Annotated in this window: 21 protein-coding genes and 1 pseudogene; 10 read left to right on the top strand and 12 right to left on the bottom strand. The window is 71.6% G+C overall.

Annotation, left to right across the window (positions count from 1 at the left end; translation table 11 throughout):
- Window positions 1–66 precede the first annotated feature (66 nt).
- Complete coding sequence (locus tag ACJX2R_RS14475) at window positions 67–1,026, top strand: helix-turn-helix transcriptional regulator (RefSeq protein ID WP_413100451.1); 960 nt, start codon at window positions 67–69, stop codon at window positions 1,024–1,026.
- On the opposite strand, the gene ctaD is transcribed toward ACJX2R_RS14475, so the two are convergent.
- From ctaD to gvpO, 9 genes are all read right to left on the bottom strand, one after another.
- Window positions 995–2,704 (bottom strand): cytochrome c oxidase subunit I, encoded by a 1,710-nt coding sequence (gene ctaD / locus ACJX2R_RS14470; RefSeq protein ID WP_413100450.1) that lies wholly within the window; start codon window positions 2,702–2,704, stop codon window positions 995–997. The two genes, ACJX2R_RS14475 and ctaD, sit on opposite strands and share 32 nt — an antisense overlap.
- Window positions 2,705–2,782: 78 nt before the next feature.
- On the bottom strand, window positions 2,783–3,061 hold the full coding sequence (locus tag ACJX2R_RS14465) for a gas vesicle protein K (protein WP_037949869.1): 279 nt from the start codon (window positions 3,059–3,061) through the stop codon (window positions 2,783–2,785).
- On the bottom strand, window positions 3,058–3,258 hold the full coding sequence (locus ACJX2R_RS14460; RefSeq protein ID WP_262705130.1) for a gas vesicle protein: 201 nt from the start codon (window positions 3,256–3,258) through the stop codon (window positions 3,058–3,060). The genes ACJX2R_RS14465 and ACJX2R_RS14460 overlap by 4 nt, the downstream gene beginning before the upstream one ends.
- Window positions 3,255–4,178 (bottom strand): GvpL/GvpF family gas vesicle protein, encoded by a 924-nt coding sequence (locus ACJX2R_RS14455; protein ID WP_413100449.1) that lies wholly within the window; start codon window positions 4,176–4,178, stop codon window positions 3,255–3,257. Before ACJX2R_RS14455 ends, ACJX2R_RS14460 begins: the two co-directional genes overlap by 4 nt.
- Window positions 4,175–4,489, bottom strand: a complete 315-nt coding sequence (locus ACJX2R_RS14450; protein WP_413105855.1) for a gas vesicle protein — start codon at window positions 4,487–4,489, stop codon at window positions 4,175–4,177. Before ACJX2R_RS14450 ends, ACJX2R_RS14455 begins: the two co-directional genes overlap by 4 nt.
- 80 nt (window positions 4,490–4,569) lie before the next feature.
- Window positions 4,570–4,758, bottom strand: coding sequence for a gas vesicle protein GvpG (locus tag ACJX2R_RS14445; RefSeq protein ID WP_413100448.1), 189 nt, complete (start codon window positions 4,756–4,758; stop codon window positions 4,570–4,572).
- A gap of 17 nt (window positions 4,759–4,775) precedes the next feature.
- Window positions 4,776–5,495, bottom strand: coding sequence for a GvpL/GvpF family gas vesicle protein (locus ACJX2R_RS14440; RefSeq protein WP_413100447.1), 720 nt, complete (start codon window positions 5,493–5,495; stop codon window positions 4,776–4,778).
- Window positions 5,492–5,944, bottom strand: coding sequence for a gas vesicle structural protein GvpA (locus tag ACJX2R_RS14435; protein ID WP_413100446.1), 453 nt, complete (start codon window positions 5,942–5,944; stop codon window positions 5,492–5,494). The genes ACJX2R_RS14440 and ACJX2R_RS14435 overlap by 4 nt, the downstream gene beginning before the upstream one ends.
- A 49-nt stretch (window positions 5,945–5,993) precedes the next feature.
- Entirely contained in the window at window positions 5,994–6,296 is a 303-nt protein-coding gene (gene gvpO, locus ACJX2R_RS14430) for a gas vesicle protein GvpO (protein WP_413100445.1), read from the bottom strand.
- A gap of 394 nt (window positions 6,297–6,690) precedes the next feature.
- Between gvpO and ACJX2R_RS14425 the strand changes: the two genes are divergently transcribed.
- Complete coding sequence (locus ACJX2R_RS14425) at window positions 6,691–6,906, top strand: I78 family peptidase inhibitor (protein WP_262705124.1); 216 nt, start codon at window positions 6,691–6,693, stop codon at window positions 6,904–6,906.
- 247 nt (window positions 6,907–7,153) lie between these two features.
- Here ACJX2R_RS14425 and ACJX2R_RS14420 read toward each other — a convergent pair whose 3' ends face one another.
- Together ACJX2R_RS14420 and ACJX2R_RS14415 are read right to left on the bottom strand one after the other, a co-directional pair.
- Window positions 7,154–8,188: a phosphatase PAP2 family protein gene (locus tag ACJX2R_RS14420; RefSeq protein WP_262705123.1), complete on the bottom strand. Its 1,035-nt coding sequence runs from the start codon at window positions 8,186–8,188 to the stop codon at window positions 7,154–7,156.
- Between the two features lie 351 nt (window positions 8,189–8,539).
- Entirely contained in the window at window positions 8,540–9,775 is a 1,236-nt protein-coding gene (locus ACJX2R_RS14415; protein WP_413100444.1) for a hypothetical protein, read from the bottom strand.
- Window positions 9,776–10,095: 320 nt separating this feature from the next.
- On the opposite strand from ACJX2R_RS14415, the gene ACJX2R_RS14410 reads away from it, so the two are divergent.
- Together ACJX2R_RS14410 and ACJX2R_RS14405 are read left to right on the top strand one after the other, a co-directional pair.
- Window positions 10,096–11,841, top strand: a complete 1,746-nt coding sequence (locus ACJX2R_RS14410; RefSeq protein WP_413100443.1) for an MFS transporter — start codon at window positions 10,096–10,098, stop codon at window positions 11,839–11,841.
- A gap of 819 nt (window positions 11,842–12,660) precedes the next feature.
- Window positions 12,661–13,848 carry an acyl-CoA dehydrogenase family protein gene (locus ACJX2R_RS14405; RefSeq protein ID WP_262705120.1) on the top strand — a complete coding sequence of 396 codons (1,188 nt, stop codon included), beginning with the start codon at window positions 12,661–12,663 and terminating at the stop codon, window positions 13,846–13,848.
- 30 nt (window positions 13,849–13,878) lie between these two features.
- Here ACJX2R_RS14405 and ACJX2R_RS14400 read toward each other — a convergent pair whose 3' ends face one another.
- Window positions 13,879–14,310, bottom strand: coding sequence for a cell division protein SepF (locus tag ACJX2R_RS14400; RefSeq protein ID WP_037949899.1), 432 nt, complete (start codon window positions 14,308–14,310; stop codon window positions 13,879–13,881).
- 233 nt (window positions 14,311–14,543) lie between these two features.
- On the opposite strand from ACJX2R_RS14400, the gene ACJX2R_RS14395 reads away from it, so the two are divergent.
- The 6 genes and pseudogenes from ACJX2R_RS14395 to ACJX2R_RS14370 all read left to right on the top strand — a co-directional run.
- Window positions 14,544–15,761, top strand: coding sequence for a DUF5685 family protein (locus tag ACJX2R_RS14395; protein ID WP_413105854.1), 1,218 nt, complete (start codon window positions 14,544–14,546; stop codon window positions 15,759–15,761).
- 1,069 nt (window positions 15,762–16,830) lie between these two features.
- Entirely contained in the window at window positions 16,831–18,795 is a 1,965-nt protein-coding gene (locus ACJX2R_RS14390; RefSeq protein WP_413100442.1) for an FAD/NAD(P)-binding protein, read from the top strand.
- Window positions 18,796–18,992: 197 nt separating this feature from the next.
- Window positions 18,993–19,883 carry an amino acid ABC transporter permease gene (locus ACJX2R_RS14385; RefSeq protein WP_413100441.1) on the top strand — a complete coding sequence of 297 codons (891 nt, stop codon included), beginning with the start codon at window positions 18,993–18,995 and terminating at the stop codon, window positions 19,881–19,883.
- A 5-nt stretch (window positions 19,884–19,888) separates the two neighbouring features.
- The gene (locus tag ACJX2R_RS14380; protein ID WP_413105853.1) at window positions 19,889–20,641 is read left to right on the top strand and encodes an amino acid ABC transporter ATP-binding protein; all 753 of its coding nucleotides are present in this window, start codon (window positions 19,889–19,891) and stop codon (window positions 20,639–20,641) included.
- A 71-nt stretch (window positions 20,642–20,712) separates the two neighbouring features.
- Window positions 20,713–21,675, top strand: a complete 963-nt coding sequence (locus ACJX2R_RS14375) for an ABC transporter substrate-binding protein (protein WP_413100440.1) — start codon at window positions 20,713–20,715, stop codon at window positions 21,673–21,675.
- 201 nt (window positions 21,676–21,876) lie between these two features.
- A pseudogene (locus ACJX2R_RS14370) lies at window positions 21,877–22,551 on the top strand (LLM class flavin-dependent oxidoreductase); the annotation flags it as partial.
- Between the last annotated feature and the right edge of the window lie 11 nt (window positions 22,552–22,562).

Here is a 22,562-nt window from a genome sequence, read left to right as displayed (position 1 = left end):
TTGAGAGCGAGCCGAGGACAGCCTTGAGGACCAAGGCTGTCCTCGACCGGTGGCAGACTCGGCCGCATGCTGGAGACCTCGGCCCGACTGCTCCGCCTGCTCTCCCTGTTGCAGGCCCACCGCGAATGGTCCGGCGCGGACCTCGCCGACCGGCTCGGGGTCACCCCGCGCACCGTGCGCCGCGATGTCGACCGGCTGCGCGAGCTCGGCTACCCGGTGCACTCCGCGCCGGGCACCGGCGGTGGCTATCAACTGGGCGCGGGCGCCCAACTGCCGCCGCTGCTGCTGGACGACGAGGAGGCGGTGGCGGTCGCGGTGCGGCTGCGCCAGGCGACCGGCGGCGGGGTCGAGGGCATCGAGGAGACCTCGGTGCGGGCCCTGGCCAAGCTGGAGCAGGTGCTCCCGGAGCGGCTGCGCCGCCGGGTGGGCGCGCTGACCGCCTTCACCGTGCCGCTGTCCGGCTGGAGCGGCGGCCCCGGGGTGGACCCCGGGGTGCTGACCGAGCTGGCCGCCGCCTGCCGGGACTGCCATCAGCTGCGCTTCGAGTACCGCGACCACGGCGGTGCGGTCACCCGCCGCACGGTCGAACCGCACCGGCTGGTCGCCGCGCAGCGCCGCTGGTATCTGGTGGCCTGGGACGTGGAACGGGCCGACTGGCGTACGTACCGGGTCGACCGGATCACCCCGACCCCGCCGCACGGCCCCCGCTTCCCCCCGCGCCGCCCGCCCGCCGACGACATCGCCGCCTATGTGGCCCGGGGCATCACCACCTCCGTCTACGCCCAGCGGGCCACCGTGCTGCTGCGGGTGCCCGCCGAGCGGGCGGCCGAGCGTTTCACGCCCACGGTGGGGGTGCTGGAGGCCGTGGACGAGCACAGCTGTCTGCTGCACACCGGCGCCCACAGCCTCGATGCGCTGGTGATCCACATCGGATTGAGCGGCTTTGACTTCGAGGTGCGCGAGCCGGTGGAGCTGAACGACCACATCCGGGAGCTCAGGAACCGGTTGGACCGGGCCCTGGGCTGACCGAGCCCCGTGGCCCCGGCCGCTGGTCCCTCCCCTGCGTGAGGCTCGCCACCTCGGGATGGTTCAGATCGAAGGCCGGCGATTCGGAGCGGATCCGGGGGAGCGTGGTGAAGTTGTGCCGGGGCGGGGGACAGGAGGTCGCCCACTCCAGGGAGCGGCCGTACCCCCAGGGGTCGTCGACCTCCACCTTCTCGCCGTACTTGGCCGTCTTCCAGACGTTGTAGAGGAACGGCAGGGTCGACATGCCCAGCAGGAAGGAGCCGATCGTGGAGATGGTGTTGAGCGCGGTGAAGCCGTCCGCCGCCAGATAGTCGGCGTAGCGGCGCGGCATTCCCTCGACGCCCAGCCAGTGCTGCACCAGGAAGGTGGTGTGGAAGCCGGTGAACAGCGTCCAGAAGTGGATCTTGGCCAGCCGCTCGTCCAGCAGCTTTCCGGTGAACTTGGGCCACCAGAAGTAGAACCCGGCGAACATCGCGAAGACGACCGTCCCGAAGACCACGTAGTGGAAGTGGCCCACGACGAAGTAGGTGTCCGTGACATGGAAGTCCAGCGGCGGTGAGGCCAGGATGACGCCGGTGAGCCCCCCGAAGAGGAAGCTCACCAGGAACCCGACCGCCCACAGCATCGGCGCCTCCAGGGACACCGAGCCGCCCAGCATGGTGCCGATCCAGTTGAAGAACTTCACCCCGGTCGGCACGGCGATCAGAAACGACATCAGGGAGAAGAAGGGCAGCAGAACCGATCCGGTGGCGAACATGTGATGGGCCCAGACCACCATCGACAGTCCGGTGATGGCCATGGTCGCGCCGATAAGCGTCACATAGCCGAAGATCGGCTTGCGTGAGAAGACCGGGATGATCTCGGAGATGATGCCGAAGAACGGCAGCGCGATGATGTAGACCTCGGGATGGCCGAAGAACCAGAAGAGGTGCTGCCACAGCAGCGGCCCGCCGTACCGGGGGTCGAAGACCACCGCCCCGAACCGCCGGTCCGCCTCCAGCGCCAGCAGCGCCGCCGCCAGCACCGGGAACGCCATCAGGATCATGATCGAGGTGAAGAGGGTGTTCCAGGTGAAGATCGGCATCCGGAACATCGTCATGCCCGGCGCGCGCATCGCCATGATGGTGGTCAGGAAGTTCACCGCGCCCAGGATCGTTCCGAACCCCGACAGCGCCAGCCCCATGATCCACATATCGGCGCCGATACCGGGGGAGCGGATGGGGCTGTTGAGCGGGGCGTAGGCGGTCCAGCCGAAGTCCGCGGCGCCCCCCGGCACCAGCAGACCGGCCACCACGATCAGCCCGCCGAACAGATACAGCCAGTACGACAGCATGTTGAGGCGTGGGAAGGCCACATCGGGCGCGCCGATCTGGAGCGGCATGATCTCGTTGGCGAACCCCGCGAACGCCGGGGTCGCGAACAGCAGCAGCATGATCGTGCCATGCAGGGTGAACGCCTGGTTGAACTCCTCCTGCGAGACGATCTGGAGGCCCGGCCGGGCCAGCTCGGCACGCATCACCAGCGCCAGCACGCCGCCGACCAGGAAGAAGCCGAATGACGAGATCAGATACAGATGCCCGATCTTCTTGTGGTCGGTGGTGGTGAGCCAGTCCACCAGCACGCTTCCCTGCCGCGTCTCCTGTACTGGACCGGCGGTCCGCGCGGTCTCTGTCGCCATCGGGACTCCTCCGTGTCCTGGGCGGGTATCGCCATGATCGCCCGGTGGGCGGCGTGATCCGGGGAGCTGCCCCGAGCGTCACTCCCTCGGGGGCAGGAGCGGACCGAGTGGCCCAAGGTCCAGATTGAGATCGGAGGGCGCGATGCCGTAGCGGTCGCAGAGCGTGCCCATCCGGTCCTCCAGGAGCATCAGCGTCAGTCCGATCCGTTCCTCCTGGTCCTCCGTCAGATCGCCCTGGTCCACCCGACGCAGCGCCTGCCGCTCCATGAGCTGGCGCAGTAGCTCCACGACGGTGAGCACCAGCTTCATCAGATCGCGCTCGACGGTGTCCTGGTCCAGCTCCAGCTTGCGGCTCACGGTTCCTCCCAGGGGGACGGCACATTGGCGTTGACCGAGCTGATGAGCGCGCGCAGATCGATGCGGACCAGATCGACGTCGGCGATCCGCAGGGTCAGATCACCGGTGATCACCACGCCGCCCGCCAGCAGCCGGTCCAACACGTCCACCAGAGCGATCCGCTGATGGGCCAGGGGGCCCTCGGGGGCCATCGTCATCCGTCCGCCCCCGCGCTCTCGGTCTCCGCTTCCGCGTTCTCGGTCTCCGCTTCCGCGCCTTCCGAGCCTTCCGCGCCGGAGGTCTCGTCCACGGCGGTGAAGGAGTACGGCGCCCAGGGGCCGGTCAGCTCCACCCGCAGCGCGGGCGTACGCCCGGCCAGCTCACCGACCCGCTCGGCGAAGTCGGCGCTGTCCTCGCGCCGCACCAGATACGCGGCGTTCAGCACATTGCGGTCGGAGATGCCCGACAGCCGGGGGTCCTGCGGCGGATGCAGCCGGGACTGCTCGGCCAGCCCGCTGAGGGTGTCGTGCACCAGCCGCGCGCCCTCCTCCGTATCGCCCCAGCGCCGCTCGGCGGCCTGCCGCTGGGCCTTGCGGCGGCGCAGATAGTCGCGGCCGGACATGGCGCCCGGGGAGTTCGGGGCGCTCGGGACGTCCGCGGTGCTGAGGGAGCGCGCGGCGTTGGCGGTCCCGGCGGGCGGCTCCTCGGCGGCGGGCTGGGTGGCATACGCCTTGACGCCCCATTCGACCCTGCCCTCCAGCCGGTCCAGCGCCGAGACGAATCGCTCCCGCCCGGTGGCGAGCAGCCGCCGCAGCCCCTCGTCGCCGTGGCACACGGTGGCCAGCCGGACCGGTATGACACAGGACTCGGCAGCGGCGGTGTCGACCACCCGCTGGTGGGCCCGGGCCATCTTCTCCAGCCAGGCCATGTCCTCCAGCCGCTTCCGCAGCGAGCCCTCGTCGTAGTCCTCGGCCGGTACGGCGCCCGCCAGCACGGCGAGCCCCAGATGGCGTACGGCGTACACCGATTCGTCCGCGACGCCGGGCACCCCCTCCAGGGCGGTGAGGGCGTCCAGGGCGGCGTCCGGCGCACCGGTGTCGCGCACGACCGCGTAGGCGTACCGCAGTCCTTCGGTCATTCGGTGGTCTCCCGGTTCCGCCCGCTGGTCACCTCGGTGTTCTCGTGGCCGTCCCTGCGGGTGGCCTCGGCCTGCTCGCCGCCGTCCACCCCGGTCCGGGCGCGCGACGAGAGCGATGGGTCGTGCTCCCACCAGTCGATGCCCATCTCCTTCGCCTTGTCGACCGAGGCCACGATCAGCCGCAGCTTGATCGTGAGAAGTTCGATGTCGAGCAGATTGATGCGGATATCGCCCGCGATCACCACGCCCTTGTCGAGCACCCGCTCCAGGATGTCGGCGAGGTTCGCCCCGCCCTCACCCCGTCCGGCCAGGCCGTACGACCCCGAGGAGCCGAGCGACGACGCCGGTGAGCCGTAGGCGCCGGCCGTCGGGGCCACACCGCCCCGGGTGGTCACAGAGTCCCGTTCGCCCACTGGCGCGCCTCCTCCAACCGGTCGAGCAGCACGTCCTCCTGCCGCTCGAACTCTCGTTCGTCGATCACGCCCTGGTCGAGCCGCGTCTCCAACTCGGCCAGAGCGCGCTGGATGTTGGCCGGGTCGTAGTACTCCCGCTCCGCCGCGGCGACGACCTGCCTCAGCACCCAGCCGATCATCAGCATCAGGACTCGACGAAGCTGTACGGCGGCAGCGGACCGTTGATCCGCAGCTTCAGCCAGGGGTGGGCCCGCTCCAGTTCGGCGGCCGCCGACAGCAGCGGATCGGCGGCGTCCTTGCCGAGCAGCAGCGACAGGCTCACGAACCAGCCGCCGCTCTCCGGGCCGGGCCGCACCTCCTCGGCGGTCGGAGCCAGCGCCTCCTCCACGAGCTTGGCGTCCCGCACCTCACGGGCCCGTACCGCGCCCGCCATCAGCTCGCCGAAGCGCACCCGGTCCTCGTAGGTGCCGCCGCCCGCCGCCCGGTTGGCGTCCGCCATCATCCGCAGCTCCGGCTCCTCGGCGAGCACCTGGTGGAGCACCGAGTCCTCGTCGTGCACGGCCTTGACGTTGTACTCCACCCGGCCGGTCAGCCGGTTCAGCTGGTCCTGGTAGCGGTCGGCGTGCTCGGCCAGCACGCTGCGGACGTCGTCGTCGCTGGAGGAGACGCTGCCGAAGCGCATCGGCAGCACCGCGCGGGAGTCGCTGACCTCGGCCAGTACGTGCTGGTGGGCCAGCAGATCGCGGCGCCGGGGTTTGAGCTCGGGCGGGCAGTCGCTGACGATCGCGGCCAGCTCTCCCTCGTTCAGCGCCCGGACCGGCAGTGGGGGGTCGCCGATGCCCAGCAGCCGATCGCCCAGGTCCGGGACCTCGCCGCGCGCGATGCCGTAGACATACGTGGTCATGAGGACTCCTCGGACTTCCGCGGCGCCGCCTTACGGGCCGGACGGCGCCGGTGCGGCTCCTCCTCCTCGTCCTCCTCCGACGGGCGGATCGCATTGGCCACGGACTGGGCGGCCTTGGAGACGGTGTCGCCGGCGCCGGAGAGGGCGCCCTTGGTCTTGGACCGCGCGCCGTTCTCGGTGACGCCCTCGACGACCTCGGGCAGCCCGGGGGACTTGTTCGGGCCCGACTCCAGGTCGAGGCGATTGCACGCCTCGGCGAACCGCAGATAGGTGTCGACACTCGCGACCACGATCCGAATGTCGATCTTGAGTATTTCGATGCCGACCAGGGAGACTCGGATGAACGCGTCGATCACCAGCCCTCGGTCGAGTATGAGTTCCAGGACGTCGTACAGGCCGCTGGTGCCGCCCCCGCCCCTGGATTGCTGTGCCGGGACAACGGTGGTCATGTCGGGTGTGTTCCTCTCGTTTCCGGTGGCGTCCGGTCCCCCGCCGGCGTCAGCGGCGGTCGCTCCGGCCGCGCTCATAGCGGCGCAGGCGCCGGTAGCCGGTGAGCAGGCCGTCCGGGTCGAGGGTCACCTCGTACAGGGCCATCAGGCTCATCGTCTCCGGCACCCGGACCAGCTCCGTCACCTCGGCCTCCAGCAGCCACCCGTCGTCGGTCCGCTCCAGACGGGGGAGGGACTCGGGGGACAGGCCCGTCAGCTCGACGAGCTGCTCACGGGCGCCACGCAGGAGTGCCAGCGGGCTCGGGCCGCCGGCCGCCGTCTTCTCGGGGGTCTCATCGGATCTGTCAGTCATGTTGGCTCCGGGGCGGCGGGTACCGCGCCCGGGTGGGGGTAAACCTCGGACTCCAACCCCCGGCGATTTGTGGCGGAATTGTGCGCTCCGGATGGGGCCGGGCCGTGCTTTTCCGGCCGCCGCGTGAATTGTTCGGCAGATCTCGCCCGCGCGCCGCCGCCCATACCGGAGCCGGTCGTTTGGCGGGGGATATCGACGGAAACTCGCAATCATCTTCGAGGCGTCAACACAAGCCCCGGAAGAGTGATGAAGTCGTTCACAAACCCGGGCGTGTTTTCTGTGACACAAGTGTGACGAATGGCGGCCGTGAGAGGCATGGGACGGTGGTAGTCCCATGCCGGTCCAAGACAACTCTGGGTTTGCCCCCCGTGGGCAGCCACCTACGGTGGCTCTCATGGGACCTGTACCGAACCTTCCGGCCGAACCCGACGACGACCTCGACAGCTATGTGGGCCTCGATGCCGGCACCGCCGAGGAGAGGGCGCGCGCACGCGGCTGGAGCACCGTACGGACGCTTCCGCCGGGCGCGATCATCACCATGGAGTATCTGCGGGGGCGGATCGACTTCGAGGTGGACGACGGCACGGTGAAGCGCTGCTGGCGCGGCTGACCGGGCGTGGCCGCTGACCGGGCGCGGTTGACGGGCCGCCCGCCGACCGGCCCGGGTCCGCGTCGGCGCGCGCCGGTCCGCGCCGGTGTGCCCGGTGCGCGACGGTGGGCCGGTGCGCCCGGCCGCGGATACGACGACGGCCCCGGAACGCTCTTGAGGGAGCGTTCCGGGGCCGTGGCGCGGATGTGGCCGGTTGGCGCGGGGGAGGAGGTGCGTACCGCCCCGCGGCCCGGGTGGGCGGCTCGGCTCAGCCTCCGGTGGCCGTCCGGCCCCGGGAGGCGCCGGACGGGCCGAAGGGCGCCGTGGCGCGCGGCACCCGGTCGGCGTGCGGCGGCCGGCGGCTGCCGACCGGGGTGACCGGGGTGCGCTCGGAGCGCATCGTGTGCTGGCGGACCGGGTGGAGTGGCCGCCCGTCGGGGCTCCGGCCGGTGGCGGTGCCGGGCCTGACCACGGCCACGGTCTCGCGGGCGGGCAGTTCGTCGTCGCGGGCGGTGCGCGGGGTGGCCAGCGGGGTCCCGGCGACCGGCCGCCCGGACGGCACCGGTACGGGCGCCCGGCGCTCGCGCAACCGGCGCCACAGGGTCAGCAGCAGCACCTCGGCGCGGGCCATGGCGGGTTCCAGCCAAGGCAGCGCCAGCAGCACCAGCACCCCGGCGGCCCAGCCAAGCACCACATCGCTCAGCCAGTGGGTGCCGAGGTAGACGGTGGTCATGCCGACCCCGAAGGCGAAGCCCGCGGCGATCAGCGAGGCGACCCTGCGGGCCACGGGGGTGGTCGCCAGATAGGCCAGAATGCCCCAGGTGACCACGGCGTTCGCGGTGTGACCCGAAGGAAATATATCGCCGGTGCCCCACATCTCGTTGGACCCGACGGTGGTCGCGTAGTGCGGACCGAGCCGGCCGAAGCCGATCTTCACCGCGCCCACGGTGGCGTTCAGCATCAGCAGGGACGTGCCCAGCGCCAGCAGCGGGCGCAGGGTGCGCTGCCGGTGGCAGCACCACCCCAGCCAGGCGGCGACGGCCACGGCGGTGGGCCCGCGCTGGCCCATGACCACGAAGTAGTCCAGGAAGGTATGGAACTCGGGCCACTGCTTGTAGGGCCGGAAGAGCATGACCTGCCAGTCGAGCTTCACCAGCCATGAGGTGGTGAGCACGCCGATCACGGTCGCCGCGTAGACCGCCAGCGTGGTCCCGAGCAGCCAGAAGCGTGTTCGGGTCATGCGCGGTCGCGCGAGATCGGGCCTTCGCTCCTCGGTCGCGGGGAGCTTGTCTTCGGTACGCACCTAATCGACGTTACATTGCGTGACAGGTGGGTTCAGTCGATCAGGTCGCTTTGTGATGACGATGTGATGTGGAGTACGTCTCGTCCACGCCTTTTGGCCGCGCCCTTTCCAAGGAATGCACGAGGCCCCGGGACTTTTCCGCTCCCCACCTTCCAATGGGCGTGTCTCGGGGGCTTTATGGAATTCTTACAGGGCGTGTTTATCGCTTATTAGCCATGGCGTTCCCCGAAGTTTCCCTTGGCGTCGCCGGGTGGCCGGGAGTGATCGTCCGCGGTGCTCCGTGGGGCTCCGCGGTGCTCCGTGGGGCTCCGCCCGGCCGGTCGGGGTGGCCGGATCGCGGCGGTGGCCGGATCAGGGCGGCCCGGAGCCATGCAGCCAGAAGGCCCCGTACACCGCCGAGGCGAGCCCCACCGACCCCAGGACCAGCGCGGTGCGCACCGGGCGCAGCCGGGCCAGGGCGACCGCGATCGGCAGCAGCAGCGGGAAGGCCGGTATCAGCAGCCGGGGCTTGGAGCCGAAGTACCCCTTCGCGGCCAGCGCCAGGACGAGCACCGCCCCGCCGTAGGCAAGCAGCGGCAGCGGCTGGCGCTGCCGCACACAGCGGACCGCGAGCCAGATCAGTGCCCCCACGCCGAGCAGCAGCCCGAGCCCGCCCACGAAGGGCGGCTCGATCAGCAGCCCCCCGATGAAGCCCGCGAAGGCCAGACCGCCGTCGAAGCCGTTGCCCCAGCCGTTCTGCACCTCGAAGTAGCCGGTGACGCTCCCGGTGCGGAGGGCGACCCACACCACGTAGCCCAGCCAGCCCAGCGGCGCGAGCGCGACGCCCGCGAGAAGCCGGAGGAAGGGCGCGCAGCGCCTCCGCTGAGGGTGGTGGTGGGTGACGGGAGGGGCGGTGAGCCACGCCTGGCGCCGGCGCGCCTCCGGCAGCAGCTCCACCGCGGCCGCCACCCAGACCGCCGCGACCACCGCCGCCCCCACCGGCCGGGTGAGCCCCGCCAGCGCCGCGCACAGCCCCGCCCACAGCCACCGCCGGGTGAGCGCCGCGTAGACCCCCCAGGCGGCCAGCGCCGTGAAGAGGGACTCCGAGTACGCCATCGACTGCACGATGCCGACCGGCAGCACACCCCACAGGACGGCCAGCGTGACGCCCACCCGCCGCCCGTACAGCAGGTCACCGATCGCGAAGATCCCCCAGGCGGCGAACAGGGACGTGACCGAGCTCACCAGCAGACCGGCGTCGGCCACGTCCAGCGGGGTCATGGCCGATATCACTCGCTCCAGCGCCGGGAGCAGGGGGAAGAACGCCAGGTTGGAGTGGACCGAGCCGTCGGGCAGATGGAGCGTGTAGCCGTATCCCTCCGCGGCGATGCGGGCGTACCAGAGCGAGTCCCAGCGCGCGGAGAGCAGCTGGTGCGGGCTCTTGTCCGCGAAGGCTCCCCAGATCGCGAGAACCACCAGCCCGAGCAGGCGCGTCCCCGCATACGCGAGCAGTGCTGGAGCGGCCCGGCGCAGCGCGCGACCAGCGGCGCGGCCCGGTCGGCCGTCGTCGCTGAGCGGCGCGGTGCCGGCCTGGGCGAGATCAGTCACGGCGACGATTATCAAGGATGATCCGGGCCGCCCGCGGAGCCTGTGGACAACGCTCCGCGGAGGAGTCGCGGGGGGCCGGGAGGACACAGGAGGGACGGCAGAGGGACGGGGGACAAAAGGGGAAGTCTGGAACGTACGCCTCCGTAACCATCCGCGGGCAGGTTCCAACATGACCTGCGGCACACGGCTCGCGCGGGGACTCGCGTACCCTGACCTCTCACTCGCGCCTTCGCCACCGGGGTCACCCGGACGTCCCTACGACGTGGCGTACCGCCGTCACGAGGGCGGACCGCGAGCGCAAGACCCAGGGAGGTGCGTACATGTCCGGGACGACCACGGCCGGCAATCGGCGGACGGCGGGCGTTCCCCGGCAATGGCGCGGCACCGAGGCGAGCGGCGGGGCGAACCGCTGGGTCGTGCTCCTCGTGCTCTGCGTCAGTCTGCTGCTCGTCGCCGTGGACGCGACCGTGCTCCATGTCGCGGTCCCGGCGGTGACCGAGGATCTGCGCCCCGGCGGGATCGAACTGCTGTGGATCGTGGACGTCTACCCACTGGTCTGCGCCTCGCTGCTGATCCTCTTCGGCACCCTCGGCGACCGCGTCGGCAGACGACGCGTCCTGCTGCTCGGCTACGGGCTCTTCGGCGCCGCCTCCGCGATCGCCGCCTTCGCCCCCAACCCCCAGATTCTCATCGTGGCCCGCGCCCTGCTGGGCGTCGGCGGCGCGATGATCATGCCTGCCACCCTGTCGATACTGCGCCAGGTCTTCCCGGACCGCCGGGAGCGGGCGCTGGCGATAGGCGTCTGGAGCGCGGTCGCCGCCGTCGGCGCGGCCGTCGGCCCGCTGCTCGGCGGCTTCCTGGTGGAGAACTTCTGGTGGGGCTCGGTCTTCCTGGTCAACCTGCCCCTGATGATCGTGGCGCTGCCCGTCGGCCGCTGGCTGCTGCCGGAGTCCACCGGCGACAAGAACGGCCCCTGGGACGTGCTGGGCGCGCTCATGGCCGCCTGCGGGCTGTTCTGCGTCGTCCTCGGCGTCAAGCGGGTGGGCAGCGGCGTGGGGCCGCTGGACGCCGAGACCGCCGCCCCGGTGCTGGTCGGGGTCGTCCTGCTGGTGCTCTTCGTACGCCGCCAGCGCCGCCGTACGCATCCGCTGGTGGACCTCAATCTGTTCGCCCGGCCCGCCTTCTCGATCTCCGTCGGCTGTATCGTGCTCGCCCTGCTGGCGCTCGTCGGCCTGGAGCTCATAGCCGCCCAGTACCTCCAGCTCGTGCTCGGGCTCACCCCGCTCGAGACGGGTCTGCGGCTGCTGCCGCTCACCTTCGCCGCCATGGCCGCCGGGCTCGTGGGGTCCCGGATGCTCCAGTGGCTCGGCCCGCGGGTCATGGTCGCGGTCGGCTTCGCGCTCACCGCCCTCGCCGTGCTCTCGCTCACCGCCATGGGCCAGTCCGACCGGCCCGCCGTGCTCGTCGGCGGCTTCATCGTCCTGGGCTTCGGCCTGGAGACCACGCTCTTCAGCGCGTACGAGTCCATGCTCAACGAGGCGTCGTCCGGTTCCGCGGGCGGCGCGGCCGCCATCGGCGAGACCTCCTACCAGCTCGGCGCCGGGATCGGCATCGCCCTCCTCGGCAGCGTCATGAACGCCGCCTACAAGCCCGGCGTCTCCTCGGTGCCCGGCGTCCCCGCCTCCGCCAGCTCCGACGCGAGCCAGTCGCTGGGCGCCGCGTACAAGGTCTCCGACCGGCTGGGCGGCCACGCGGGGGAGGCCCTGCGCTCGGCCTCCCGCGCCGCCTTCGTACACGGTCTGCACGTCACGCTCGCGGTCAGCGCCGGACTGCTGACGCTTGGCGCGCTGGCCGCGATGCGGCTGCCCAAGGTCATGGAGTGCGCCGCCGACGACGACGAGGGGTCCACCCAGGGCCCGGCGGACCAGCAGGGCCTGCCGGAGCAGCAGGGCCCGGCGGATCAGCCAGGGTCGGTGGATCAGCAGGGGCCGACGGATCAGCAGGGGCCGGACGGCGCGAACGCTCCGGCCCGCCTCGACCGCGCCACGGTCGCCGCCGAGTCCTGACCGGCCTGGGGTGGGCTGGGCTGACCCGGGCTGGGGTGACCCGACCCGGGCTGGGCTGGGTCCACGGGGTGTCCGGCGGTTCTCGGTTCTTTCCCCTCCCCGCCCCTTCCCACAACTGGGGCTCCGCCCCAGACCCCGGAATCCGGAGGCGAAGCCCCCGCCGCGCGGCGGAGCCGCTGCCGCGCGGCGGGGGCCTTGCCGTGGTGTGCTGGGGCCGCTGCTGTGCGGCCGGGGTCCTTGCCGCTGTCGTGCGGTGGGGGTTTCTGTCGTGGGGCGGAGTCCCTGCCGTGGGGTGGAGCCGCAGTCGTGTAGTGGAGCGCCTGTCGTGGGGTGGGGCTGCTGCTGTGCGGCCGGGGTCCTTTGCCGCTGTCGTGCGTCGGGGGCCTTGCCGTGTGCGGGGGCCGCTGCTGTGCGGTCGGGTCCCTATCGCTGCCGTGCGGCCGGAGCCCCTGCCGTGGGGCGGAGTGCCTGTCGTGGGGCGGAGCCGCTGCCGTGGGGCCGGGATCCCTGTCGTGCGGCGGGGGCCTTGCCGTGTGGTGGAGCCCTTGCCGTGCGGTGGGGCCGCGTAGCGACGCTGGGGGGAGGGGGGGCGGGCCGTCGTGGGGCCGGGGCAGCTCGCCCGAGGCCCGGCCTCGCCCTGGGCGATCGCTGCCCGGCCCCTGATGACCCGGCGTGAGCAGGTCTGGACGCCGAGGGTTACCCGGTCGTAGCGTCGGAGCGGCCGGGCTGATCAACCCGGCCGCCGGGCGGGAGGACGTGCCCCGGCGGCCGGTATCCGCTCGGTGTACCCGGAACCGCATCCACCGGAGGCCGTCACCCATGTCCGCTGGCACCCTGCCGTCGTTCGATCCGCGCGACCCGCTGGGGCTCGACGATCTCCTCGACCCCGAGGATCTCGCGGTCCGCGACACCATGCGGCAGTGGGCCGCCGACCGCGTACTGCCGCACATCGCCGACTGGTACGAGCGCGGTGAGGTGCCCGGCATCCGCGAGCTGGCCCGGGAGCTCGGCTCCCTCGGCGCGCTCGGGATGTCCCTCAGCGGTTACGGCTGCGCGGGCGCCGGCCCGATCCAGTACGGCCTGGCCTGTCTGGAGCTGGAGGCGGCCGACTCCGGGATCCGCTCCCTGATGTCGGTGCAGGGCTCCCTGTCCATGTACGCCATCCACCGCTTCGGCTCCGAGGAGCAGAAGGAGCGGTGGCTGCCCCGGATGGCCGCCGGCGAGGTCATCGGATGCTTCGGGCTGACCGAGCCCGACCACGGCTCCGACCCGGCCGGTATGCGCACCTACGCCAAGCGGGACGGTTCGGACTGGGTGCTCACCGGCCGCAAGATGTGGATCACCAATGGCTCGGTGGCCGGGGTCGCCGTGGTGTGGGCCCGTACCGACGAGGGCATCCGCGGCTTCGTCGTCCCCACCGACGCGCCCGGTTTCTCGGCCCCCGACATCAAGCACAAGTGGTCGCTGCGCGCCTCGGTCACCAGCGAGCTGGTCCTGGACGAGGTGCGGCTGCCCGCCGACGCGGTGCTGCCCGAGGTCACCGGCCTGCGCGGGCCGCTGAGCTGTCTGAGCCACGCCCGCTACGGCATCATCTGGGGATCGATGGGCGCGGCCCGCTCCGCGTTCGAGTCGGCGCTGGAGTACGCGCGGGAGCGGGAGCAGTTCGGCCGGCCGATCGGCGGCTTCCAGCTCACCCAGGCCAAGCTGGCCGATATGGCGCTGGAGCTCCACAAGGGGGTGCTGCTCGCCCACCATCTGGGGCGGCGCTTGGAGGCGGGGCGGCTCCGCCCCGAGCAGGTCAGCTTCGGCAAGCTGAACAATGTGCGGGAGGCGATCGAGATCTGCCGTACGGCCCGGACGATTCTGGGCGCGAACGGAATCTCGCTGGAGTATCCGGTGATGCGGCACGCCACGAACCTGGAGTCCGTGCTCACCTATGAGGGCACCGTCGAAATGCACCAGCTGGTGCTGGGCAAGGCGCTCACCGGAATCGATGCCTTCCGGTGAGCGGCCCCGGGGCCTGGGCCCTGCTCGGGCCTAGCTCTGGTTGAAAAAGCCCGTGGCGTGGCCGGACTGTCCGCTGACGATCTGGAAGTCGGCCGGGGTGAGGAGGAAGACGCGATTGGCCACCCGGTCGATCGAGCCCCGCAGCCCGAAGATCAGCCCGGCCATGAAATCCACCACGCGCTTGGCGTCGGCGGACTCCATCGTCGTGAGGTTCACGATGACCGGTACGCCCTCCCGGAACAGCTCGCCGATGCCGCGGGCGTCCCGGAATCCGTCCGGGGTGACCGTGGCGATCCGGGTGCCCTGGTCCCGCGCGGTCTCGTCGGCCACCCGCGCACGCGGGTCGGTCATCCAGGAGTCGCCGGGCTCGGACCCCTCGGCGTAGTCGTCGTCGTAGTAGCGCTCGTCATCGCTGTCGTCGACGAGGCCAAGCCAGGCACTTGCCTTGCGTACCGATCCCATGGACGCCTCCTCTCCCTGATGGTGTGTACTGTCCGCCCCTCTATGGTCGTCCATGATGCGGATGGTCTGCCACGTGGATTGCGGCCGCACAGGGGATTCGTGACGTTACTGGTGCACAACGGCTGGCGCCATATCAGAGTTCCACCTGCTTACGAAGGCTGACGGAGCGGTGGGTAGACTCCGCCGCTGCCGGACGGGTGACGTCGGGGACGTACGGGTGAACGGGGATCGTGGTGTTTGGCATTATCCGGCCTTGTCGGCATCGGCTGTCGGAAAACCTGCGCACCGAGTGGATGGCGCATTTGTGCGGGCTGTGCCTCGCGTTGAGGGGTGACCACGGGCAGTTCGCCCGCATCGCCACCAATTACGACGGCCTGGTGATATCGGTGCTGGTGGAGGCCCAGGCCGGGCGGTCGGAGGGCTGGCGGCGGACCGCCGGGCCCTGTCCGCTGCGCGGGATGCGGACGGCGTCGGTCGCCCGGGGCGAGGGGGCGCGTCTCGCGGCCACCGTCTCGCTGGTGCTGGCCTCGGCGAAGGTACGCGACCATGTTGCGGACGGCGACGGGGCGTTGGCCCGGCGGCCGGTCGCCGCGGCCGCCCGCCGGGTGGCCGGGCGGTGGGACCGGGCCGGGGAGCGCAGCGGCGCCGCGCTCGGCTTCGACACCGCGCTGCTGCTCGACGCGGTCGGCCGGCAGGGCGAGCTGGAGTCCCTCGCGGGCCCCGGCACCCCTCTGCTGACCGTCACCGAGCCCACCGAGACCGCGACCGCCGCGGCCTTCGGGCACACCGCGGTCCTGGCCGGGCGGCCCGGCAACCGGGGCCCGCTGGAGGAGGCGGGCCGACTCTTCGGGCGGCTTGCGCATCTGCTGGACGCGGTGGAGGACCTGGCCCAGGACGCCGAGACCGGCGCCTGGAACCCGATCGCGGCCACCGGGACCGACCTCGCCGAGGTCCGCAGGCTGTGCGACGACGCGGTGCACGGGGTGCGGCTGGCGCTCAAGGACACCGAATTCGCGGGCAAGGGGGCCGGGCGGCTCGCCCATGTACTGCTGGTCCATGAGCTGGGGCGCGCGGTCGACCGCGCCTTCGGCACCAACGGCTGTGCGCACACCGGAGGCCAGGGCGCGGGCGCTCCGGGCGCCCCGGAGTCTTCCTTCGGGCCGCCGCAGTCGCCGTGGATCAACCCGGGCGGCCCCGGCGGCGCGCCCCCGGAGCCGCCGCACGGCCGCCGCCGGGGGTTGATCGCGGGCTGCCTGGTGTGGACCGGGCTCTGCTGCACCTGCCAGGTGTGCTGCCGCGATCCGTACCACGACCCGTGGTCCGGGCAGCCGCGCGAGGGCCTGTGCCATAAGTGCGGTGACTGCTGCGACTGTTGTGACTGCTGTAGCAACTGCGGTGACTGCTGTAGCTGCGACTGCTGTGATGGGTGTGACTGCGGCTGCGACTGCTAGCCGCCCGGGGGCGCCCGACGGCTCGTGCCCCCTGCGGCGAGCTGTTCCCCTCGGGCCTCGCCGCCTGCGGCGCGCTGTTCCCCTCCCCGCCCCTTCCCGAAACCGGGGCTCCGCCCCAGCCCCCGACCCGGGGCTCCGTCCCAGATCCCGGACCGGGCTTCGCCTCAGATCCCGGACCGGGCGTCGCCCCAGGCCCCGGACCGGGCGTCGCCCCAGGCCCCGACCCGGGGCTCCGTCCCAGGCCCCGGACCGGGCTTCGCCCCAGACCTCCGAAACTGGGGCTTCGCCCCAGACCCCGGGCGGAAGTTTCGCTCCGGGCTCCGGGCGGCGATTTGGCTTCGGGCCTCAGGCTCCGGGCGGGGGTTGTTCCAGGCCCTGGGCGGGGGCTTTGCTCCGGGCTTTGGGCGGGGGCTTGGCCTCAGGCTCGGGGTGGGGCCCCGGGTGGGGGCTTTGCTTCAGTTCCCGGGCCGGGGCTTTGTCCTTTTCCGTGGCATTGGTGTGCGGCTTCGCCGCATGGCGGGGCTCCGCTTTCGGGCGCGGGGGTCCAGGGCGGAGCCCATGGTTACGGGAAGGGGCGGGGAGGGGAGAGAACCGCCGCACACCCCCGTAGCCGAACGACGAGTTGAGGGAAGGGGTGGGCTGAAACGCTGACGTGTGTGGGAAGGCCAAAGGCGCGTGACGACGCGGATGTGCTGCGGCCACACCGGGGGAGGGAGCCCGGCAGGCGCGGGCGAAGCCTCGAAGTGCTGGGGAAGGGAGTCCCCTTACGGCAGCGGAGGCGGGCAGTCAGCCCGAACAGGACGACGACCACACCCGACCGAAGTCGATGTGGTCGCGCGTGACCAGTCGCTGCCTTGAGTCCATGGGGCAAGTGGAGCAGCCTTCCGCTTCCGCGTCAACCGCGGTGAGACGCACTGCTCACAGTTCGGACAGCCTTGACAGCGCACCATGGGGTCGTCTTACTCTCGGGCCCATGCCGGGCTGAGGGGCCCGGCCGTTGTCGAGCTGAGGGGCTCGGCGTGTGTGAAGGCCATGCGTGTGTTCACTTCAGAACTCACGGAGCCTCCGCATGTCCGCGAACCCGGACCATCCCGCGCATTCGGACCAACCCTTCCGCTCACCCGCCACGGTCGTCATCGTCGGCGCGGGCCCGCGTGCCACCGGTCTGATCGAGCGCATCGCCGCCAACGCCCCCGAGCTGTACGGCGATGGCGCCCCGTTCGAGCTGCACCTGGTCGACCCGCATCCGCCCGGCGGCGGCCGCATCTGGCGCCCCGACCAGTCTCCGCTGCTGTGGATGAACTCCATGGCCGAGGACGTCACCATGTTCACCGACGAGTCGGTGGAGCGCGAAGGCCCGATACGCCCCGGCCCCTCCCTCGCCGAATGGGCCCGCGAGGCCTGGGAGGCCCGGGAGGCCCGCGAGGCCCGGGAGGCCCGTGGAGTCCGCGAGGCCCGTGAGGTCCGCGGAGCGGAGCCGCCGTACGCCCTGCCGCCCGAACTCGCCGCCGAGGCCGCCGCCCTGACCGGGCGGAGCTTCGCCACCAGACGGCTCCAGAGCGCCTATCTGCGCTGGGTGTACGAGCGCTCGGTGGCCGATCTGCCGCCCGGCACCATCGTCCACGAGCACCGGGACCGGGCCGTACGCGTCACCGGGCCGCGCGACGGGCGGCAGCAGGTGTGGCTGGAGGGGCGTACCGCGCCGCTCACCGCCGACGCCGTGGTCCTCGCCCTCGGCCACCTCGACGCCGAACCCGACGCCGAGCAGCGGGCGCTCACCGCGTTCGCCGCCGAGCACCAACTGGTCCATCTCCCACCGGAGTTCACCGCCGACAGCGATGTGAGCGCGCTGCGTCCCGGCGAGCCGGTGATCGTACGCGGCCTCGGCCTCGCCTTCGTGGATCTGATGGTGCTGCTCACCGAGGGGCGCGGCGGACGCTATGAGCGCGGCCCGGACGGCGAGTTGGTCTACCGGCCCTCCGGCCGCGAGCCCGTGCTGTACGCCGGTTCGCGGCGCGGTGTGCCGTACCACGCCAAGATCGGCTACTCGCTGAGCGGTGAGCGGCCCCCGGTGCCGCGCTTCTTCGGCCCCGCCGAGGTCGATACGTTGCTCTCCCGCCCCGGGCGGCCGGACTTCCGGCGCGACATCTGGCCGCTGATCGCCAAGGAGCTGGGGTTCGCCCACTACCACCGGCTGTTCACCGCCCATCCGGAGCGCGTGACCGGGGAGTGGTCCGCGTTCGAGGAGAAGTACGCCGCCTGCCCGCCCGGCGGCCCCGATCTGGACGTCCTGGTCGCCGCGGCCGTCCCCGACCCTGCCGACCGGCTTGACCTCGACACCCTCGACCGCCCCCTGGCCGGGCTGCGGTTCAGCGACCACGAGACCCTGCAACAGGCGCTGCGCGGCCATATCGAGGCCGACCTCGCCCGTCGCCACGACCCCGCGCACAGCCCCGACCTGGCCGTCTTCCTCGCCCTGCTCTCCGTCTACGGTCAGCTGATCCGGCTCGGCGACATCGGCGGCTGGTGGCACGGCTTCTTCAGCTTCCTCGCCTCCGGCCCGCCGGGACCGCGGCTCGAGCAGCTGCTCGCGCTCTCCCGCGCCGGAGTGGTCCGCTTCCTCGGCGCCGAGATGACCGTGACCACCGATCCGGCGCGCGGGGTGTTCCGGGCGAGCTCCGCCAGTGTGCCCGGCCATGCCGTCGAGGCCCGTGCGCTGGTCGAGGCCCGGCTGCCGGAGCCGACCGTGGACCGCTCCCGCGACACCCTGCTGCGCTCCCTGCACCGCGACGGCGCCGCCGCCACCCCGGCCGGACTGCTCGCCGTCAGCCCCGCCGACGGCCGGATCCTGGACCGGGCGGGCCGCCCGCATCCGCGCCGCTTCGCGCTCGGCCCGCACACCGACGCCCGCGCCTCGGGCGCCTTCGCCCGGCCCCGCACCAACGCACCCGCGTTCCGGCAGAACGACGCCACCGCGCGCGCCCTGCTGCGCTGTCTGCGCGAGCTGTCCTGTCGCGCCACGGTCACCGCCTGACCCTCACGGCTGAGTCTCACGGCCTGAGTCGCACGGCTTGGACCTCACGGCTTGAGTCTCACGGCCTGAGCTTCACCGCCTGAGCTTCACCGCCTATGGCCCGGCCGACTGAGCGCCCCCGGAAACCGCCCTCCCGGAAACCGCCCCCGGAAACCCATCCCCCGCACAACCCCCAGCTCTCCCCCGAAGGACCCTCCATGTCCCTGACCTCCGATCCACCCGTCGGCAAGGCCGCCGCAAGCGGCGCCGAACGCGAGGACTACTCCGCCCTCAAAGTCGTCCCGGTACGCCACCCCTGGCGCTGGGCCGCCGTCGTCGTCACCGCCGTCCTGGTGGCCCAGTTCGCCCACGGCCTGGTCACCAACTCCGGCTGGGAGTGGGACGTCTTCGCCGACTTCTTCACCACCCGGACCATCCTCAAGGCGGTCTGGATCACCATCCAGCTCACCTTCTACGGCACCGCGCTCGGCTTCGCCCTCGGCATCGTCCTCGCCTTCATGCGGCTGTCCCAGAGCCCCTTCCTGAAGTCGGTCGCCTTCACCTACATCTGGGCGTTCCGTTCAATCCCGCTCATCGTCCAGCTGCTGTTCTGGTTCAACCTCACCTATCTCTACAAGCGGCTGGACTTCGGCATCCCCTTCGGCCCCGGCTTCTTCTCCTTCGACACCGCGGGTCTGGTCGGGGCGATGAGCGCGGCGGTGCTCGGGCTCGCGCTCCACCAGGCGGCCTACGCGGCGGAGATCGTGCGCGGCGGCGTCCTCGCCGTGGACGGCGGACAGTTGGAGGCGGCGGCCGCGCTCGGCATCCCCCGGCTGCGGCAGTTGCGCCGGATCGTGCTCCCGCAGGCGATGCGGTCGATCCTGCCGAACGCCGCCAACGAGGTGATCTCGCTCTTCAAGGGCACCTCGATCGTCTCCGTCATGGCGATCGGCGAGCTCTTCTACCAGGTGCAGGTCATCTATGGACGCAACGGCCGGGTCGTGCCGCTGCTGATGGTCGCGACCGTCTGGTACATCATCCTGACCACCGTGCTCTCGATCGCGCAGTACTACATCGAGCGCCACTTCTCGCGGGGAGTCACCCGATGACCGCCATGGTCGACATCCGCTCCGTCCACAAGAGCTTCGGGTCGCTCCAGGTGCTGCGCGGCATCGACCTGGAGGTGCGCTCCGGGGAGGTGGCCGTCGTCCTCGGCCCCTCCGGCTCCGGCAAGTCCACCCTGCTGCGCGCCATCAACCACCTGGAGAAGGTGGACAGCGGCTGGATCAGCGTCGGCGGCTCGCTGGTCGGCTACCGCTGTCAGGGCGACCGCCTCTACGAGCTGCGCGAACGCGAGATCCTCAGGCAGCGCACCCGGATCGGCTTCGTCTTCCAGAACTTCAACCTCTTCCCGCATCTGACGGTGCTGGAGAACATCGTCGAGGCGCCGATATCGGCGTTGCGCCGCCCCAGGAAGGAGGCGGTGGGCGCCGCCCAGGCGCTACTCGAACGGGTCGGTCTGGCCGACAAGGCGGCCGCGTACCCCCGGCAGCTCTCCGGCGGACAGCAGCAGCGGGTGGCGATCGCCCGCGCCCTCGCCCTGGAGCCCGAGCTGCTGCTCTTCGACGAGCCGACCTCCGCCCTCGACCCCGAACTGGTCGGCGAGGTCCTCGACGTCATCAAGGACCTGGCCCACCAGGGCACCACGATGATCGTCGTCACCCATGAGATCGGCTTCGCGCGGGAGGTCGCCGACACCGTCGTCTTCATGGACGGCGGCCGGATCGTCGAGCGGGGCACGCCCGCCGAGGTGCTCGACGCCCCGCGCCACGAGCGCACCAAGGCGTTCCTCTCCAAGGTCCTTTGAGGCTACCGATGTCCACTAGATCCCAGATCTCCACCAGATCACCGATATCCACCTACGCAAGGAGCACCCCCGTGAAGACCCGCCGCACCCTCATCACCGCCGTCGCCGCGCTCACCGCCTCCGCCCTGCTCGGCGGCTGCGGCGATGGCGACGCCCAGGAGACGGTGGGCTCCAAGGGCTCGAAGAACGCCATCAACATCAGCCCGGACCAGCACCGCATCAGAGGGAAGAAGGTCGACTCGATCGCGGCGAAGGTCCCGGCCGCGATCCGTAAGCGTGGCACCCTGCGCATCGGCGGCAGCGCCGACGCCTCCGCCCCGCTCGGCTTCTACGCGACCGACGACAAGACCCGGATCGGCTCCGAGCTCGACATCGCCACGCTGGTTGCCGACACCCTCGGGCTCAAGGTCGACTTCCAGCCGGTCTCCTGGGAGAACCTCTTCGTCGGCCTGGACAGCTCCAAGTTCGACGGCGTGTTCTCCAATGTGACGGTCACCGAGGAGCGCAAGGAGAAGTACGACTTCGCCACCTACCGCCTGGACGACCTCGCCTTCGAGGCCAAGAAGGGCACCTCCTGGCGGGTCAAGGGGCCGAAGGACGTGGCCGGCAAGACCGTCTCGGTCGCCTCCGGCACCAATCAGGAGAAGATCCTGGTCGGCTGGAGCAAGCAGAACGAGAAGGCGGGCCGCAAGCCCGTGGACATCAAGTACTTCCAGAAGGACACCGACTACTACCTCGCCCTCCAGTCCGGCCGTATCGACGCCTACTTCGGTCCGAACCCCACCTCCGCCTACCATGTCGCCTCGGCCGGCCAGACCCAGATCATCGGCCGGTTCTCGGGCGGTGGCGACCAGGTGCAGGGCAAGATCGCGGCGACCACCAAGAAGGGCAGCGGGCTGGTCGACGCCTATGCCGCGGCCCTGGACCACGTGATCCAGGACGGTTCGTACGCCAAGGTCCTGAAGCGGTGGGGGCTCTCCAGCGAGGCGGTGAAGAAGTCCGAGATCAACCCGCCCGGGCTGCCCAAGCCGTGACTCGACGGGGAGGGCGCGCCCGGGAACTCCCCGGCCACGGGCGGTGCGCCGGTCCGGCTGACCGACACGCCCGGCGGACCTCCGCTGTACCGCGGGGGACCGGTGGAGCTCGCGGGACTTGATCGCCGTACGGCATGACGCCGGTGCCGTGAACGGCTTCCACATCACCGTTCCTGAAGACTGAGCAGGAGTGAGCCCGATCAGGGCCGGGAGTTCGCCGCCTCCACCGCCGGCATCATCTTCACCCGGCACGGCTCACTGGAGGCAGGGCGCGCCTTCTACGCCGACGTCAAGCGGCGGCTCGCGCGGTACGGACGCGCCCCCGGGGACCTGAAGATCATGCCCGGAGTGACCCTGGTGCTCGGCGACACCCAGGCCGACGCCCGGGAGAGGGCCGCCGAGATCCGGCGGCAGCAGGTCTCGCCGCAGACCGCGATCCTCACCCTGGAGCAGATCTGGGGTGTGGACCTGTCCGGCTACGACCCGGACGGGCCACTTCCGGACAGCGATCCCGACCCCGGGTCCCAACTGGTCCAGGGCCGGGTGCGGCACGGCGATCCGCTGGCCGTGGCCGCCAAGTGGCGGGCGCTGTCGGAGGAGAAAGGGCTGTCCATCCCGCAGACCGTCATCGAGGCGACCGGGCGTCAGTCGTTCATCGGCACCCCGGAGGCGGTCGCGGCGGAGATGGCGGAATTCGCCGCCGCCGACGCCGCCGACGGCTTCATCCTCGTACCCCATCTGACCCCCGGCGGACTCGATGACTCCGTGGACCGGGTGGTGCCGCTGCTTCAGGAGCGCGGGGTGTTCCGCACCGCGTACACCGGCCCGACACTCCGCGATCACCTGGGACTTCGGCATCCGGGGGAGCGGGGCTGAGCGGCCGCGCG

Source organism: Streptomyces sp. Inha503 (genome assembly GCF_047215865.1).
Lineage (GTDB): Bacteria > Actinomycetota > Actinomycetes > Streptomycetales > Streptomycetaceae > Streptomyces > Streptomyces lycopersici.
This window is presented reverse-complemented; position numbering and strand designations above follow the sequence as displayed.